Below are 15,434 nucleotides of genomic sequence, written 5' to 3'. Positions count from 1 at the left end.
CATCTAATATCGACGTGAAGTCTCAATCAAACCTTAGGGAAGAAAGAAACTGATAGAGAAAGAGTGATGGCGTGGGGTTGAGCGACACCCTGCCCGACATCCGCTCGGTTGCAAGGATGTTATGAACAAGGGCAGTTCGTGAGATCCGTGCAGAAAGGGCGTCCACGAGTTTTGCCAAGCGTTTCCAGCTTGGGCGTCTGCCTGAACGGGCACGCATCACCCACCGAAAAACAAGGCTAAAGGATGAAAGGACCTTATCAAGACCTACCTGGTAGCTGAGCCGCTCTATCAGCCGCACCAGATCCAGATCTGAGGAGACAGGATGTTGGAGATACGAAAACACCTCCTCGGAGATAAGACTCTCCTTATCATCAAGATAAAGGTATGCCTGCTTGAGGCTGCCAAAGGCGACGTCCACAGCGACGTCTACCTCTTCTTCAGGGTAACCGTCATTTAAAAGCTTATCCTTGATCACCTCATCTTCAAGGGCTTTGAATCTAACGAGCTTGCAGCGCGAGCGGATCGTTGCAGGCAGGGCAAAGGGGCGGGAGGTGGTAAGCACAAGCACGGTCTGTGCCTGCGGCTCCTCAAGTGTTTTAAGGAACGCGTTGGCGCCCTCCTCCCTGATCCGGTCGAAGTCAAATAGAAGTGCTGCCCTGTGGTGCAGGATGCGCGGCGGGTACTTCATCTCCCTGCGTAGATCGCGTATCCTGTCGATCGAGATGACCCAGGAAGGGTTAGGGTCCGGTGAGAGCTTATCAAGCATGTAGTTTTCACGTTCCTTGCCCCACTCCTCGAGCCACTTCTCCCGTCCGGTTGCAGGCTCGGCCTTGAACGGGAAAAGCGGCGCTATGTCGGGGTGCGAAAGTGAGAATATCGTCTCGCTGAACGAAGGCGGGTTGATTGCTGCGGCAAAAAGGATGGCTGCGGTGCGCTTGCCTACCCCGTCTGGCCCGAAGAAGATGTAACCGCCCTGAGGGTTCTCTGCGGCCTTCTCTAAAAACTCAACCGCGTGCGGTTGTCCCTTGAGTATATCAAGTACATCCTGGTTTAGCGATGTCATCTACTTCAGGTAGTTTATGGGGTTGAGGAACTTTCCACCTTTATTGACCCCAAAATGGAGGTAATCTGAGGCCGTCCCCAAGGTCTGCCCCTGCGATACGGTTTGGCCTGTCTTTACGCTTATCTTATCCAGATTGCTGTAGATTGTGTAGTAGCCGTCCTGATGATCTATAATTACCAACAGACCATAACCTGTAAGATGTGCAGCGTAAGAAACCTCCCCTTTATGAATCGCCTTGACCGTCTTGGTGCCCGAACAGTCTATATCAATGCCGTCGTTAAAGGTCCTGGTCTTGTAGCGCGGGTGAACGATGGTTCCGAAGCTTGCCAGGACCTTCCTCGTTGCCACAGGCCATGGGAGATTGCCTCGTCCCTTCTCTATAACCGTTCCGGTGGGTTTGGGCTGGGGTCTTTGATCCATGGAAGCGATCAGTCTCTCCAGCTCGTGCCTGCGCGCCTCCAGCTCTTTCCTGAGTTTCTCCTTCGACTTCTTTGAGGTCTGGATCTTGTTCAACCTCTTCTGTTTGCTTCGTTTTGCGGAAGTAAGCGAATCCTTGGCCGCTTTTTGTTCTCCAAGAAGCGCTGAAAGTTCATTGTTGAAGAGCTGTAGGCTGTCCTTCTTTTGCTCCACCTTGGCTTTTGCGTCAAGCAGATTTTCAAATAGCCGCTCCTCGGCGCGCGCCGCGTAGCGTGTAAAGTAGATGCGGTCGTATATCTCTGCAACCGAGCTGGCGCCGAATACTAGCTCCAGATCGTAGAACTGCCCCCGCTTGTAAAGTGAAACAAGCCTTTTGCGCAGATTCTCCTTGCTTCCCTCAAGCTGGGTCCCCAGCGAATCGATCGCTTCCTGAAGCGAGTCTATCCCTGCCTGGGTTGAGAGCTGCGAACGCCTGAGCTCGGAGATAAGCCGTTTGGTCAGAGAGACCTGCTCCTGGAGAAGATCAATCTCCCTGGCTATGCCCTTCTCCTGTTTTTTGAATGCGCTGATCTCTTTCTTGACCGCTGAGAGGCGGGAGCGAATCTTTGTAAGCTCCCTTTGACGCTCGGCCTTGGGCTGTGGAAGCATAATAAACGGAACGAGAATAACCAGAAGCCAGGGCAGGATTCGCTTCACGTTCTCTTAAGCTTGAATGCGTCTATTGCAAGGCCTGAACCGAGCCAGCCGAAGAGAAGACCTAAACCCAGAAGGACTGCGGCAAGCTTCCAAGCAGGAAAGCCCATCGAACCTACGAGCGAGTAAAGTATGAGGTGAAGGGCAAAGACGATTCCGTATGCCACGATGCTGCCGAACAGGCCCTCAAAAAGCCCCTCGATCACGTAAGGCGCTCTGAGTGTGCGCGGATGCACACCCATCAACCAGTAAAGGTCTATGATTCGCCTGCGGTCAAGGATTGCAAAGCGTGTGGCCAGCATGGTCACGAGAACTGCGGATAATCCAACCAGAAGAAGCACGAACGCGTCCGCACCCAGGAGGATGTAGAGGAACTTGTTCAGCCTGTCCAAAAGATTTCGGTCTACCCATACCTCATCGACCCCCTCGAATAAAAGTAGCTTCTCCTCAAGGGCATCCAGCTGGGCGCGTGATCGGTATTCCGGCGTGAGCTTTAATCTGATTGATGGAGGGAGCGGGTTCTCATCCAGTATATCCAGAAGCTCTGCGTCCTCTCCCAGGTCGCGGCGAAACTCCTCAAGCGCCTCCTGGCTTGACACCGCAGAACCGGAAACGATCCCCTCAAGGGTTGAAAACTCACCGATGAGTTCCTCTGAGTCTGCATCAGGGGAAAGGAAGGCAACGACCTCAAGCCGGCTCTCGATCTCGTTCTTGAACGAAAGAAGATAGAACGTCCCGAGTGCAAAAACCCCTACGATCGAAAGGACAACGGCGAAGATCGCAGCCGCTGCAAACGAGATACGCCTGCCTCTGAAGAAGAGCTTGGAACCTTCCTTCAAAACAAAACCGGTGCTCACTCTATGCCACCCGCGGTCAACTGAAGTACCCTTCCTGGAAGGAAATGCAGTACCTCGTGCACGTGGCTTGCCGCAAGTATCGTGGTTCCTTCATGATTTATCTTGCCCAATAGCTTGAGCACCTCCCTCTCTTCCTTCTCGTCAAGGGATGAGAAGGGTTCGTCCAACAGAAGGAGCTCGGGTTCCTTGGCAAGTGCCCTTGCCAGGGCCACCTTCTGTTGTTGGCCTATTGAGAGTTCATAGGGGCAGCGGGAGGAGTGATCGCTCATCCCTACCATTGAGAGCCAATGCTCGGCGCGCTCGTGAGCCTCGCGCCCTGATCTGCCCAAAGCCTCTAGGATAAGAACGATATTCTCCATAACCGGCCGGTCGTCAAGCAGGCGTATATCCTGAAAAACAATCCCCATCCTCCGACGCAGCCTGGATAGTGCTGTCTCGTTGAGCGAGCTGACATCCTCGTTAAGAACAAAAATCTTGCCCTGGCTGGGAGGCAAGGCACCATAGACTATCTTCATAAGAACGCTTTTGCCTACCCCGGTGGCTCCCAGGAACCACACCCACTCACCCTTCTTTACGTGAAGATTGATCTCCTTAAAGACCTCCCTATCCGGAGCAAAGCTCTTGGACACACCCTCCAGTCGGATCATAGCGCTTCCTTGATTTCCTTAGCTATAGCTTCAGGGGTAAATCCGAAGAAATCCATCAGCTCGTCGCAGGAGCCTGACTCGCCGAAGCGGTCCTGGATACCGATCCGCTTGACTCGGGTAGGACAGCACTCTGAAAGAAGCGATGAAACAGCCTCGCCCAACCCTCCGATAACGGTGTGCTCCTCGGCGGTAATGATGAAGCCGGTTCGCTTTGCCGCTTCAAGAACAGGCTGCTCATCAAGTGGTTTTACCGTGTGCATGTCAATTACACCCAGGGAGATCCCTTCCGAGGCCAGAATGTCCGCGGCTTCGAGCGAAGGCCAAACAAGTGAGCCTGTGGCAATTATAGTGCCTTGAGTTCCCTTTTTGAGCACCTTGGCCTTACCTATCTCGAAGGACTCGCCCTCGGCGTATATCCGGGGCAGATCAGGACGGGACAATCTCATGTAGGAAAGGCCCTCGTGATCAGCAAGTTTCATTACCAGTGCGTAGGTAGCGATGTCGTCTGCAGGTGCTATGATTGTTGTCCCTGGGATGATCCGCATGAGCGCCATATCCTCTATGCATTGATGGGAGGAGCCGTCTTCGCCTACAGAGATTCCGGAATGGGTCGCAACGATGTTAAGCGTTACCCCGGAGTAGGCGGCCGAGTTGCGTATCTGCTCCCAGGGCTTGCCCACCGCGAACATGGCGAAGGTCGAGACGAAGACAAGCTTGCCTGTGGTTGCCAGTCCTACAGCGGTATCTATCATATCGGCCTCGGCTATCCCCATGTCGAAGAAGCGGTCTGGGAAGGCCTTGCGGAAACGAGCGGTTTGCGTAGATAAAGCTAGATCGGCATCCAGCACCACCACGTTCTTGCGCCTGCGGCCCAACTCCAAAAGCGCCTCTCCGTACGCATTGCGCAGGGAGAAGCGCTCTACTCGCCCAGTTCTGCCAGAGCCCATTTCAACTCCTCTTCGGTTGGCGCACGACCGTGGAACTCAAGGTTGTTTTCCATGAAGGATACCCCTTTGCCCTTGACGGTGTTTGCAATGATAACGGTGGGGCAGCGTCGTTCCTGTGCGGCGAAACGAAACGCGGAAAGTAACTGCTTGAAGTCGTGCCCGTCGACCACAAGCGCCTGCCAGCCGAATGAACGGAACTTCTCATCCAGGGGATCTATGTTCATCACCTCCGAGGTTGGGCCGTCGATCTGCAGCCTGTTCTTGTCTACAATCGCCGTAAGGTTTGAAAGCTTGAAGTGTGCAGAGCTCATAGCCGCCTCCCAAACCTCGCCCTCCTCGCACTCGCCGTCGCCAAGAAGCGCGTAGACGCGTGAATCTTTACGGTCAATACGAAGACCTAACGCCATCCCGTTGGCAAGCGAGAGACCGTGCCCAAGAGAACCGGTGCATATCTCCACACCCGGGGTGCACAGACAGGGATGGCCTTGCAGGGGCGAACCCAACCTTCGCAGGGTCTTAAGGTGCTTGGCCGGGAAGTATCCGCAGTCAGCAAGCACGGCGTAAAGCGAGGGTGCGGCGTGTCCCTTGGAGAGCACGAAGCGGTCTCGGTCCGGCCAGCCAGGCTCGTGAGGTCTGTGGCGCAGAACGTGATAGTAAAGGGTGGTGAGTATGTCTACGGCCGAAAGCGAGCCGCCGGTGTGTCCTGAGCCAGCCTTCGCAAGCATCACGAGCACATCTTTACGCAACCGACGCGCTTTGGCAGTCAACTTGCCGATTAACTCCTCAGGCGGCTGGATAGGTTTGAAATCAAAACCTTCTTTTTCCATCTAGCTCCTTGTCAGGTAATCTGCCATGCGGATGGCCGCTATCATACTTGATGGATCGGCCTCACCCTTGCCTGCAATATCGAAGGCCGTGCCGTGCAACGGTGAGGTGCGCACGAACCCCAGTCCCCAGGTGACGTTGACGCCTTCGCCGCGTGACAGCAGCTTGGCAGGTATCATCCCCTGATCATGATACTGGGTAAGAAAGCCGTCCACCTCTTGTATATGACGATGAAACGTGTCTGCGGGATAGGGACCTTGAACATCAAGTCCCTCCTTGTTGGCTGCGGAGACGGCGTCTGCTATCTTTTTCTCCTCTCCATACGAAAACTCTTCAGAGTGTGGGTTAAGTGCGAGAACTGCTATGCTGACCTCGCGGCCATGAAGGGTCACGAGAAAATCGTTGTAGAGCTCAAGCTTGTGTAAAACGCGGTCGGTCGTGATGAGTCCTGGCACGTCTTGAAGCGGGTGGTGGGTTGTCACAAACGCAAAGGATGCGTAGGGCGAGTGAGCGACCATAAGCACCTCACCGGTTCCAAACTCGGAGGCAAGGAACTCGGTGTGGCCGGTGAAGCCAGGCTCGGAAAGCCCGATGGCTTCTTTACTCACAGGAGCGGTAACCAATGCGTCTATCTCGCCCTCCTTGAGGAGTTTGACGGCTTTCTTTATTGCTTCGAGCGCTGCTTTACCCGCCGAGGGCTGCACACGAGAGAACTCAAAATCCACCTCGCCGGTATCGGCTACTCGGGGCAAGGGGAAGTTCGTCTTAAGCATCATCTGAGCCGCGGTAAGGATACTTACGGAACCTATGATTGTCAAGTGAATCGGTTCCTTGCGCAGTTTGGCTAAGGCTTTGACCACAATCTCCGGGCCTATACCTGCTGGATCACCGAGGGTTATCCCGATTCTCGCCACACCGGTATTGTAATCATTTTCGAGCCGAGGGCAAGACTAATTGACGTTAACGGATCGCTACCTATACTAATCTGATGCAGACGTTCCTCTTTACCTCAGGTACGCTCCGGGTTGCGGTACGATGGAAAGACGGCAAGGCGCACGAGATACTCATAAACCCTGCCCGGCCAGGCATATCGAACGAAAACCCGCCACCAGAAGTCGAAAGATTCTTTGCACAGCTCGGCGATTATCTGGCTGGCAAGGAGGTGAGTTTTAGTCTACCGATTAACTGGGAAAGGTTGACGCCCTTTGCAAGAAAGGTATCGAAGGCATTGGCAAGGACGCGCTGCGGCCAGATGCTCTCCTACGCAGAGCTTGCCAGGCGTGCAGGCAACCCGAAGGCAGCCAGAGCGGTAGGCAGGGTGATGGCTCGCAACCCCTTCCCTCTAGTGATACCGTGCCACCGGGTGATCGGCTCGAACGGCTCGCTCACCGGTTTCGGCGGCGGATTGGGTCTCAAGGCCCGCCTGCTTGAGTTGGAAAAAGGGATGATTTCCAGCCGATGACGTTGCGCATTGCCTCGACTTCCTTGCAGAGTCGGGGGCTTTTGGGGTAACAGTTGACATCGCCTACTCAAGCAGCATTGTGGATACCTCGGATATCCAAGGTTTCGCCCCTGAAGAATACCTGATTGAAGTGGATCCGAAGGGTGATCATGTAGAAGCCTGGGTCCAGAAGATAACCCTTGACACGAACGAGATTAAAGTGGAGCTCTACGACAAAGGCGAGATCGAGGATATCGAGTCAACCAAGATCCCCTTGATTCCCATCAAGGTAGAGTGCGACATAGACTGATCCAGTAACATTAGCCATCAAATCGGATGGAATAAAGCAAGGGGGAGCGTGTATTACCTATTGAATCGGTTACCAAGGAGGTTCCTATGAAGCGCTGGATTTCTTTTTTAGTAGTCCTTTTAGCTCTTGGGGGATTGCTCGGTTGCCGCGGCAAGGGGTCGGCGGAGCCAAAGTATGATGAGGGAGCACCCATGACCTTATCCAGAGGGGATGTGTCGTTCCAGAGTAAAGCTGCGTCCGGTGCTCAAATGGCAGAAATGGCAGGAGGCAAAGCCGATATCCTCAGCCTCCCCTCAACCCGTATGATCATCAAGCGAGCGTCGCTCTCCATCAGGGTAAAGGACGTGGATGCCGCCTATACCCGCGCTGTCCAGCTGACCGAGGAGAGTGGCGGATATGTTCAAAGCAGCACCATCTCTGAAACCGAAGGCGCACGAGCAGAACTTACCGTCAAGGTAGCGCCTGGAGGGTTCATCCATCTTATCAGCGCTTTCGAAGAACTGGGTGTGGTACAACGAAAGCAGATCTCGGGCCAGGACGTAACCGAGGAGTACTACGATCTCGAGGCTCAGCTCCAGACCCAGCTTGAACTGCGCAAACGCCTTTTCGGACACCTGAATAGGGCGCGTAATGTAGAAGAGATCATCAAGGTCGAACACGAGCTTCAGCGTGTGGATGGCAACGTCAACCGGATCAAGGGCCGCATAAAATATCTTGAGACGATGGCTGCTGAATCCACCATCAACCTAACCCTGTGCAGCAAGGTCACTCCCAGACGCGTGCCTTCGCGTTATTGGAGTAATGTCTGGAGGGGAGTAGTAAATACCACGCGCGTGCTTGTAAAGATACTGGTGGGGATTTTACTCGTGCTTGTGATTCTTGTCGTCCCTCTGGCCCTGATAGGTTGGGGGATCGAACGAGTGGTTGTCTGCATCATCCGGAAACGTAAGCGGGATAAGGCAAAAAACTGATCACGATGGAATTTTGATCCCGTAACCCACATGGAGTGTCTCACACGAGAAGAGATAAAGCCCCGGCCCCCAGTCCGGGGCTTTTGTTGCCCTCCTCACGAATCCCTGAAAAACGCTGTAACTACTATTCTATCTCCACCTCCACCGAGACGGGATAGTGGTCGGATGCCTTATCAAGTGCTTCTCTCAGTTTTTTATCACCGATCTCCTTCTCGTTCTGGTAGGGGTTCCATACACGACCGCATCCGGGCTCTGAGATCTTGATTCCTTGCGAGAAGAGTACGTGATCGATAAGTACATTTACGTAATCTTCGGTGAAGCGATCCTTGAAGCACGCCGAGGCTGGCATCCAACCGGCTTTCTTCCTGTTTCTGCTCCATCTCCATCCAGGCTTTTCGACCGCGTTTTGCAGAACCCCAGAAGGTTCCCAGATCGAGCCCATAACGATCTCAACCGCACTCTTGCAAAGGCGACGCTCATCGTAATCCATCTCAGGTCCGTCGTTGAAGTCACCCATAACAATAACCTGGCAGCCGTCCTCATTCATCCACTGATCGACCCTCTTGCGAATCCAGGAGCACTGCGCCAAAAGCTTTAACCTGTTACGTCTGGAGGAACGTTCGTAGGTCAACAGATCAACGGCGTTGAAGATCCCCTTGGATTTCGTGTGGGTAACCATAAGCATCGCCAGCTCCCGATTACCGTCAGGGGTAGTTATCAAGGCCTCCAGAGGTGGCCTATAAAACCTATGTATCTCCTCTATCCTGTCGTCGTCTGTGTCGAACTCAAATCTGCCGTTGAATGGGTCGCGTTTCGCGTTGCGTTCATGTGCCACCCCAACGTGCACCTTCTCAGATTTGTAAAGGACGGCAAGCTCCTGTTGTCCACGGGAAAGAAACCCCTCCTCCGCCATTACCACGTTGTAACCTGCGTCTGACAAGAACTCTCGAACCCAGTTCTCAAGATGCTGGGGTGAATTTGGTGCTTCGCATATACCCAAGATATCCGGATCTACGGCCTTAATCACATAAGCAATGGCTTTGCTACGCTCGGCCTCCTCCGAGGAGCCGGTTAATGGCTCAACACCCTTCTTTTTAAAAAGGTGCGCCATCCACTTTATGTTGTAGCTGCAGAGCTTGAGTTTATGCATATCTCCTCCTTTTGGCTTATCCTCTACGTTCTACCGTACGGGCAGACTATACACATTTCACAAAGGAAGTCAAGTGATTGATGTAACCCCTCAATAAAGAATAGAGGCCGGTCGTCCGGCCTCATTAATCTTTTGGCTCTCTATTTAGATCTTATTCCTCGTCGGTGAAGGGCGGGTACCTGTCGGTCATGAAGCCAGAGTAGGCCATCACTCGCAGATACCAACGATAGACGCCCACAATGAGGTTGAACATATTCCGCGGATAGCGACCCGTAAAGAGGATTACCCACCAGGAAGCACTTACGATGAAGCTCACCGCCATTAAAAGCGGCCAGAGTATAAGATAGTGAGGGATCCAGATGTAGGCCCAGCCGAGGAAAAGCCTGAGGAACAAAAGACCACGCGAGAGCCTCTCAGGGTAGTCAATGGAGAAGTGAACCGGGTGACCCTCGATCTCCTTGCCTGTGAAGGGAGGATACACATCGGTCATATAATAAAGGTAAGCTAGGACACGCAGTTGCCAGCGCCAATAGAAGAGCACGAAGTTGAACGCCCACTTCGGGTACTTGGCGGTAAAAAGAACCGCGAACCACGCGATGATCATAACCACAAAAGCCGCGATACCGATGAAGAAAAGCAGGAAGCCGTGCGGGATCCCAACGTAGATCCACGCTAGAAACAAACGCAGGAAAAGAAGACCACGCGAGAGCTTCTCAGGATGGTCCACTTTATAATGAACGGGATACTCTATAGGACTCACTGCAACCTCCTCTCAAGGTTGGTTTTGGTTGCCCTATTTTAGTGAAAAAGATTAGCTCGTCAAGCCTTGTAGAGCCCAAAAGGAGATAACCGGACGGACAGTGTTGACCGCCCTAACTCTACATCTCTTGTAATATATAAATAGTTTCCTGTTAAGTATGTTTTGACTTTTAGAGGTAAAATAGGTACCTACTTAAGCCCCGCACCCTGAACACCTCGATCGAGTAGAAGCGGCTCTAGATGAACTCGCCCAGGAACGGATCGTAGTCCTTGCGGTGTTTCTTTAAGACCTCGGGGTTGCGGTATTCGGGGAGAAGGATCGGTGCGTGAGAAGTCTCGGGGATTCCTGCCTCCTCAAGCTCGGCGCGGTAGGCGTGCACGTGATCGAGATTAAGACGTGCGGGTGGACGATCGGCCAGAGCTTTGGTCCGTTCGACCGCCGCATGACCTGCCCTGCGTCCGAACACGTTGTAGTCCAGAACCGAGTTACCCATCAAACGGTTGCGGCCGTGCACCCCGCCCGAGATCTCGCCTGCCGCGTAAAGACCGGCAAGGGTGGTCTGGGTATCAGCGTTGATCTCGATGCCGCCGTTCTGGTAGTGCAGGGTAGGATAGACAAGCATGGGTTCGGAAGTCATATCTATCCCGAAGCGCTTGAGCTGCCGCACCATGGCAGGAAGCGCGGCCTGGATTGTGCCAGGACCGTTCAAGAGATTAACGATGGGCGAATCGAGCCACACCCCGACCCGACCGGTAGGGGTCTCGATCCCAAGAGAGCGCTCGGTTGACTCGCGTATAAATGACGCAGCCTCAACGTCGCGTGGCTCCAGGGGAAAAACGAACAGCTCACCTTCCTTGTTGACCGGCTGACCACCAAGTCCTCGCACCTTCTCGGTAATCAAAAAGCCCACGATCTGCTCAGGGTATGCGGCACCGGTGGGATGGAACTGCACCGAGTCCATGTATAAAAGCTTGGCCCCGGCGTGATAGGCCATCACCAGACCGTCGGCTGTCGCGCCGTAGTGATTGGTTGTGGCAAAACCCTTGATGTGCAGACGGCCGTATCCTCCGGTGGACATGATCACCGAGCGGGCACGCACAACGTTATACTCCCCGGTCTCCATGTTGTAGAGGAGCGCACCAGCAGCCTCTCCTGCCTCGTCCAAAAGCAACTCGACTGCCGGCGAGTACTCAACGATGGTAATCTTATCAGGATGGTTCTTGACCTCGTCGCGCAGGACCCGCTGTATCTCGGCACCGGTGTAGTCGCGGCAGGAGAGCATCCTGCGTCGAGACGTTCCGCCGCCCGACTCGGTCATAAGGCGTCCTTCTGAGTCCTTGTCCCACATCACACCGAGTTCCTCAAGGTAAGCCGCGATCCTGGGCGCATCCATGGTCATAGCCTGGACCAGCTCCGGGTTGTTGTCGAAATGGCCGCCGCCTATCGCGTCAAGGTAGTGGATGGTAGGCGAGTCGTGCGGGTTCACCGCGGCCTGCATCCCGCCCTGCGACATCATGGAGTTTGAGTCACCAACGCGCAGCTTGGTGGCAAGAACGGCGTTCATGCCTGCGTTTGCCACCTGGATTGCAGCCATGCATCCGCCGCCGCCTCCGCCGATGATCAATACGTCAGTATCGTAATCAGGCTCACTAAGATCGAAATCATCAGTGTTGATGCGGGGGTAGCTCTCAAGAAGATCAACAACGCGCGAGGTCATCTCCTCGCCATTGTTGGGACCGACACGAACGGGTTTGCGCGCGTCAGGCAGGTAGTCGGGGTGAAATTTGTTAAGGACCTCCTCACGCTCGGCTAATGTCATCGCCTTGACCACCTCACGGCCCTCTCTCGCCTTCTCAAGACGTGCTGGCCGGGTCGCGGCGACTTTCTTCAGGGAGGCTTGCATGTATTCAGGATAACCGCTCATCTGGGCTCCTAGAAGACCTCGAAGTCAAGGTCGCGCTCGGTATAGCGCTTGGTTAGCCCTTTGCGCGAAAGTCCCATAAGTTCCTCAATATCCTTCTCGTAGGAACCTTCCCTCTGTTCGGCCAGCCGCTCTTCAAGGTGATGCGAACGAGGTAAGAGGTAGCGGCCAGTAAGGCGGCGCGCTAAAAGTGCGATGTTATGCTGAACCATCTCCGCAGGGCAACGCACCGCACACAGACCGCACATGATGCAGTCGAACGAGAGGTCGGCCGCGGTCTCAAGGTCGCCTCGCTTGACCGCCTGGATGTAGTCCATGACCTCGATCTCCTGCGGACACGCCTTGGTGCAGGAGTTGCAGGCAACGCACCGGAACACCTCCGGGTAGTAGCGCTGTATGGATACGAGTTCCGGCTTAAGCTTTGAGATGTCGTAGACGGCCTTGACCGCCGGGGTAAAGGGGATCTGCACAAGGTGCATGTTGGGTTCAACAACGGTCTGGCAGGCAAGACCGGTGCGTAGCTTGTAGTCGCCTTCCAATCTATAGATGGTTGCGCACGCCCCGCAGAAACCCTCGCGGCAGCCAACTGCATTCTTGAACTGAAAACCCACATACTCCATCGCGGTGATGATGGTGAAGCTTTCGGGCACAAAGAACCGCTTACCCATGATGAAGACCGGGATTAGATTTTCTTTCGGGCTCTCGTCTGGACAGGAAGGCTCTGCGTCCGCCTCAGGCGCTTTAACTTCTACTTCCTTTTCTTCCATAGCCATAATGATAGGCGGGGTACGTGGATTGTCAACCAAAGTCCCCTTCCACCAGGGAAGGGGAATTAGCACCCCACGAACTTGCTTCGCAATTTACTCCGCAAGCGTCGTCATTTCATGTCGCGGGGACCCCGAGAAAAACGTCATTGCGAGCGACCATAGGGAGCGAAGCAATCTATTCCCTGCGATCTTTTCTCCGAAGGAGAAAAGGAGCATTAAGGGCTTAGCTTCAGGTGCGCCCTTCATAATATAACTTCCGGCCCGGAAAATGGATACTCCTCCTCATGCTCAACCAAACCCTTCCTCACCGGGTTGCCCCAGATGTATCGCGCCACCTTCTCCGGATTCTCTTCAGCCCGGAGCACATGCTCGTAGTACCCCCGCTGCCAGAGTCTTTCGCCAAAGTTTTTCCGAAATCGACACGATGAAACCTGTTTAAAGGTTTGAATAAACTTAAGCAGATTACTGTCTTTATCTCCAGCCACAAGCAAATGAAGGTGATCCGGCATAAAGCAATAAGCAACCAGTCGAAAACCGTATCTGGTTGATATTTCCTTAAGTAAATCTAAAATTGTTTTAACAGCCTTCGGTATTTTGAAAATCGGCGATTTTTCACAGGTACAAATAGTAACCGAGTAAGCATAGGGACCTTTGTAGCTGAAGAATTTCAGAGGGTTGAAAGTTTTCTATTCGGCAATCTATTGGTCATTCTTTCTTTAGGGCGGACTTAAAAGTCCGCCCCTACGAGATACTTTCTGCTCCCGCATCTCCCTGAGTTGTTTTTTCATCTGAACCAAATTACGCCAAAGGAAAAAGACAGCTATCAGCGCACCAATCCCTCCAATAAGGCCACCAACCGCTCCGATTAGCCGAGCCCAGTCGTATAACCAATCGATGAAACCCATCCCAAAACTATACCTTGAAGCGGGATTATGTCAATAGTTTCACCCCACGGATTCACTGCGTGACTCCGCGGGGGCCCCGAAGGACGGATTGAAGAACACTCCGTCATTGCGAGCGACCGAAGGGAGCGAAGCAATCTCATAGACAAAACTTCACCTTCCCCTTAATCCCCTTCCCTGGTGGACAGCGTGCCCCTGTCGGGTGCTCTAGTCCGTTCAATAATATCGGCACAGGCTGGAGAGCCTGTGCTACATACCTCCTTTTGACCAAAGCCCCACTCAGTTCAACATCAAGCGAACCTAAAGGTTCGCACTACATGCTGTCCAGACAATAGGTATTGGAATAATTCTTACTTACTAGCGAGCACCAACCTGTTTCTTCCGCCGGTTTTGGCCGCGTAAAGTGCGGCTGTGCCCAAAGCGAGGCGGTCACAAAGAGCAGTGAGGAGATAAAGAAGGTTGGTTTCATAACCGAGCCTATTAGGAAGAGATGAGAAAGTCAAGTGCTCGAGGCGTTGACGTTCGTCCGATTTCCTTTATAATATGGCTTCCAAATGGAGGCCCGATGGAATTCTTGAGTGATTTAGTTGTTCCTGGAGAAACAAAGATCCTTCTTTTGGTTGCGGACGGGCTTGGAGGACTACAGCGTAACGGCAAGACCGAGCTTGAGATCGCTAAGACGCCGAATCTCGACGCCTTGGCTGCCAAAAGCTCACTGGGTCTCACCACCCCGGTTGATGCCGGTATCACACCGGGTTCAGGTCCGGCGCACCTGGCGCTTTTCGGCTACGATCCGTTGGAGTACGAGATCGGTCGCGGGGTGCTTGAGGCGCTGGGGATAGACTACCCCTTAAAGCGCGGCGACGTGGCAGCTCGCGGCAACTTTGCCGCCATAAAGGACGGGGTTATCATTGACCGCAGGGCAGGGCGCATCTCCACCCAGGAGAATAAACGCATCTGCAAGCGGTTGAGTGCTGAGATCAGCGAGATAGAGGACGTAAAGATCCATATCCGGCCGGGCAAGGGACACCGGTTTGTGCTTGTCCTCGACGGCGAAGGCCTAAGCCACGAGCTCTCAGAGTCCGATCCTCAAAAGGAAGGCAGCCCTCCGGCGGTTATAAAACCACTGGCCAGTGACGCGGGTAAAACCGCACGGATAGTCAACCGTTTCATTATCCAGGCTCAGGAGATGCTGCAGACCGAGGAACGCGCTAACAGCCTACTTTTGCGTGGCTTTGCGTCGCTTCCTGATCTTATACCCTTCCCTGAGCGGTTCGGTCTTGCGGCCGGGGCAATTGCGACCTATCCCATGTATCGGGGGCTTGCCCGGCTTGTCGGCATGCAAGTCCTTGAGACAGGATCAACATGGGAGGAGGAACTCTCCACACTCAGCAAGAATCGGAAGGGGTTCGACTACTTCTTCGTGCACTTCAAGGAGATAGACGCCGCCGGTGAAGACGGCAACTTCGAAAAGAAGGTCCAGCTTATAGAGCGTTTCGATGGGCTCTTGCCGAGGCTCTTGAAGCTGAACTTCGACGTGGTTGCCATCACCTCTGACCACTCCACCCCGGCGATGCTTGAGAGTCACTCCTGGCACCCCAACCCTTTCCTGCTTTATGCCCCCCAGACTGCCCGCACAGAAGGAGAGTCGGGATTTTCTGAACGGTGCTGTGCGCGTGGGGTTCTAGGACACTTTAACAGCCTGGACGTGATGCCCATTCTCTTGGCCCATGCCAGGCGTTTGAAAAAGTTTGGAGCTTAAC

16 protein-coding genes and 1 pseudogene are annotated in these 15,434 nt (G+C 53.8%); 4 read left to right on the top strand and 13 right to left on the bottom strand.

The genetic code is table 11. The annotated features are described in order from the left end of the window. Positions 1-22: 22 nt before the first annotated feature. The 7 genes from CEE36_02645 to CEE36_02615 are packed head-to-tail and all read right to left on the bottom strand — an operon-like array spanning position 23 to position 6,363. Entirely contained in the window at positions 23-1,063 is a 1,041-nt protein-coding gene (locus CEE36_02645; protein TKJ44036.1) for a hypothetical protein, read from the bottom strand. Continuing rightward, complete coding sequence (locus CEE36_02640) at positions 1,064-2,176, bottom strand: hypothetical protein (GenBank protein ID TKJ44035.1); 1,113 nt, start codon at positions 2,174-2,176, stop codon at positions 1,064-1,066. It abuts the gene before it with no gap. After that, a complete protein-coding gene (locus tag CEE36_02635; protein TKJ44034.1) occupies positions 2,173-3,030 on the bottom strand; it encodes a hypothetical protein in 858 nt (285 codons plus the stop codon). The genes CEE36_02640 and CEE36_02635 overlap by 4 nt, the downstream gene beginning before the upstream one ends. Further along, positions 3,027-3,677, bottom strand: a complete 651-nt coding sequence (locus CEE36_02630) for a cell division ATP-binding protein FtsE (protein TKJ44033.1) — start codon at positions 3,675-3,677, stop codon at positions 3,027-3,029. Before CEE36_02630 ends, CEE36_02635 begins: the two co-directional genes overlap by 4 nt. After that, positions 3,674-4,624: a transketolase gene (locus CEE36_02625; protein ID TKJ44032.1), complete on the bottom strand. Its 951-nt coding sequence runs from the start codon at positions 4,622-4,624 to the stop codon at positions 3,674-3,676. Before CEE36_02625 ends, CEE36_02630 begins: the two co-directional genes overlap by 4 nt. Next, positions 4,597-5,451: a transketolase gene (locus tag CEE36_02620; protein ID TKJ44031.1), complete on the bottom strand. Its 855-nt coding sequence runs from the start codon at positions 5,449-5,451 to the stop codon at positions 4,597-4,599. The genes CEE36_02625 and CEE36_02620 overlap by 28 nt, the downstream gene beginning before the upstream one ends. Further along, positions 5,452-6,363, bottom strand: coding sequence for a 4-hydroxythreonine-4-phosphate dehydrogenase PdxA (locus CEE36_02615; protein ID TKJ44030.1), 912 nt, complete (start codon positions 6,361-6,363; stop codon positions 5,452-5,454). A 74-nt stretch (positions 6,364-6,437) separates the two neighbouring features. On the opposite strand from CEE36_02615, the gene CEE36_02610 reads away from it, so the two are divergent. The 3 genes from CEE36_02610 (at position 6,438) to CEE36_02600 (ending at position 8,171) form a co-directional block, all read left to right on the top strand. Further along, positions 6,438-6,911 carry a cysteine methyltransferase gene (locus CEE36_02610; protein ID TKJ44029.1) on the top strand — a complete coding sequence of 158 codons (474 nt, stop codon included), beginning with the start codon at positions 6,438-6,440 and terminating at the stop codon, positions 6,909-6,911. A 79-nt stretch (positions 6,912-6,990) separates the two neighbouring features. Further along, positions 6,991-7,200 carry a hypothetical protein gene (locus CEE36_02605; protein TKJ44028.1) on the top strand — a complete coding sequence of 70 codons (210 nt, stop codon included), beginning with the start codon at positions 6,991-6,993 and terminating at the stop codon, positions 7,198-7,200. Positions 7,201-7,286: 86 nt separating this feature from the next. Beyond that, positions 7,287-8,171, top strand: a complete 885-nt coding sequence (locus CEE36_02600; protein TKJ44027.1) for a hypothetical protein — start codon at positions 7,287-7,289, stop codon at positions 8,169-8,171. A gap of 124 nt (positions 8,172-8,295) precedes the next feature. Here CEE36_02600 and CEE36_02595 read toward each other — a convergent pair whose 3' ends face one another. From CEE36_02595 to CEE36_02570, 6 genes and pseudogenes are all read right to left on the bottom strand, one after another. After that, a complete protein-coding gene (locus tag CEE36_02595; GenBank protein TKJ44026.1) occupies positions 8,296-9,321 on the bottom strand; it encodes a hypothetical protein in 1,026 nt (341 codons plus the stop codon). A 151-nt stretch (positions 9,322-9,472) separates the two neighbouring features. Beyond that, positions 9,473-10,081, bottom strand: a complete 609-nt coding sequence (locus tag CEE36_02590) for a hypothetical protein (GenBank protein TKJ44025.1) — start codon at positions 10,079-10,081, stop codon at positions 9,473-9,475. Between the two features lie 282 nt (positions 10,082-10,363). Continuing rightward, positions 10,364-12,005: pseudogene (locus tag CEE36_02585) on the bottom strand (succinate dehydrogenase/fumarate reductase flavoprotein subunit). Between the two features lie 8 nt (positions 12,006-12,013). Next, a complete protein-coding gene (locus CEE36_02580; GenBank protein ID TKJ44024.1) occupies positions 12,014-12,769 on the bottom strand; it encodes a 4Fe-4S ferredoxin in 756 nt (251 codons plus the stop codon). Positions 12,770-13,011: 242 nt separating this feature from the next. After that, a complete protein-coding gene (locus tag CEE36_02575) occupies positions 13,012-13,440 on the bottom strand; it encodes a transposase (protein TKJ44023.1) in 429 nt (142 codons plus the stop codon). 45 nt (positions 13,441-13,485) lie between these two features. Continuing rightward, positions 13,486-13,674, bottom strand: a complete 189-nt coding sequence (locus CEE36_02570; GenBank protein TKJ44022.1) for a hypothetical protein — start codon at positions 13,672-13,674, stop codon at positions 13,486-13,488. 562 nt (positions 13,675-14,236) lie between these two features. Here CEE36_02570 and CEE36_02565 point away from each other — a divergent pair. Further along, positions 14,237-15,433: a phosphoglycerate mutase gene (locus CEE36_02565; protein TKJ44021.1), complete on the top strand. Its 1,197-nt coding sequence runs from the start codon at positions 14,237-14,239 to the stop codon at positions 15,431-15,433. Position 15,434: the final 1 nt, after the last annotated feature.

This window comes from candidate division TA06 bacterium B3_TA06 (genome assembly GCA_005223075.1).
In the GTDB taxonomy this organism is placed as follows: domain Bacteria; phylum Hydrothermota; class Tepidihabitantia; order B3-TA06; family B3-TA06; genus B3-TA06.
This window is presented reverse-complemented; position numbering and strand designations above follow the sequence as displayed.

Coding starts and splice junctions, on each gene's coding strand:
- CEE36_02580 (TKJ44024.1), bottom strand. CDS start 12,769: ATGGAAGAAAAGGAAGTAGAAGTTAAAGCGCCTGAGGCGGACGCAGAG.
- CEE36_02600 (TKJ44027.1), top strand. CDS start 7,287: ATGAAGCGCTGGATTTCTTTTTTAGTAGTCCTTTTAGCTCTTGGGGGA.
- CEE36_02625 (TKJ44032.1), bottom strand. CDS start 4,624: ATGGGCTCTGGCAGAACTGGGCGAGTAGAGCGCTTCTCCCTGCGCAAT.
- CEE36_02570 (TKJ44022.1), bottom strand. CDS start 13,674: ATGGGTTTCATCGATTGGTTATACGACTGGGCTCGGCTAATCGGAGCG.
- CEE36_02630 (TKJ44033.1), bottom strand. CDS start 3,677: ATGATCCGACTGGAGGGTGTGTCCAAGAGCTTTGCTCCGGATAGGGAG.
- CEE36_02595 (TKJ44026.1), bottom strand. CDS start 9,321: ATGCATAAACTCAAGCTCTGCAGCTACAACATAAAGTGGATGGCGCAC.
- CEE36_02645 (TKJ44036.1), bottom strand. CDS start 1,063: ATGACATCGCTAAACCAGGATGTACTTGATATACTCAAGGGACAACCG.
- CEE36_02620 (TKJ44031.1), bottom strand. CDS start 5,451: ATGGAAAAAGAAGGTTTTGATTTCAAACCTATCCAGCCGCCTGAGGAG.
- CEE36_02610 (TKJ44029.1), top strand. CDS start 6,438: ATGCAGACGTTCCTCTTTACCTCAGGTACGCTCCGGGTTGCGGTACGA.
- CEE36_02565 (TKJ44021.1), top strand. CDS start 14,237: ATGGAATTCTTGAGTGATTTAGTTGTTCCTGGAGAAACAAAGATCCTT.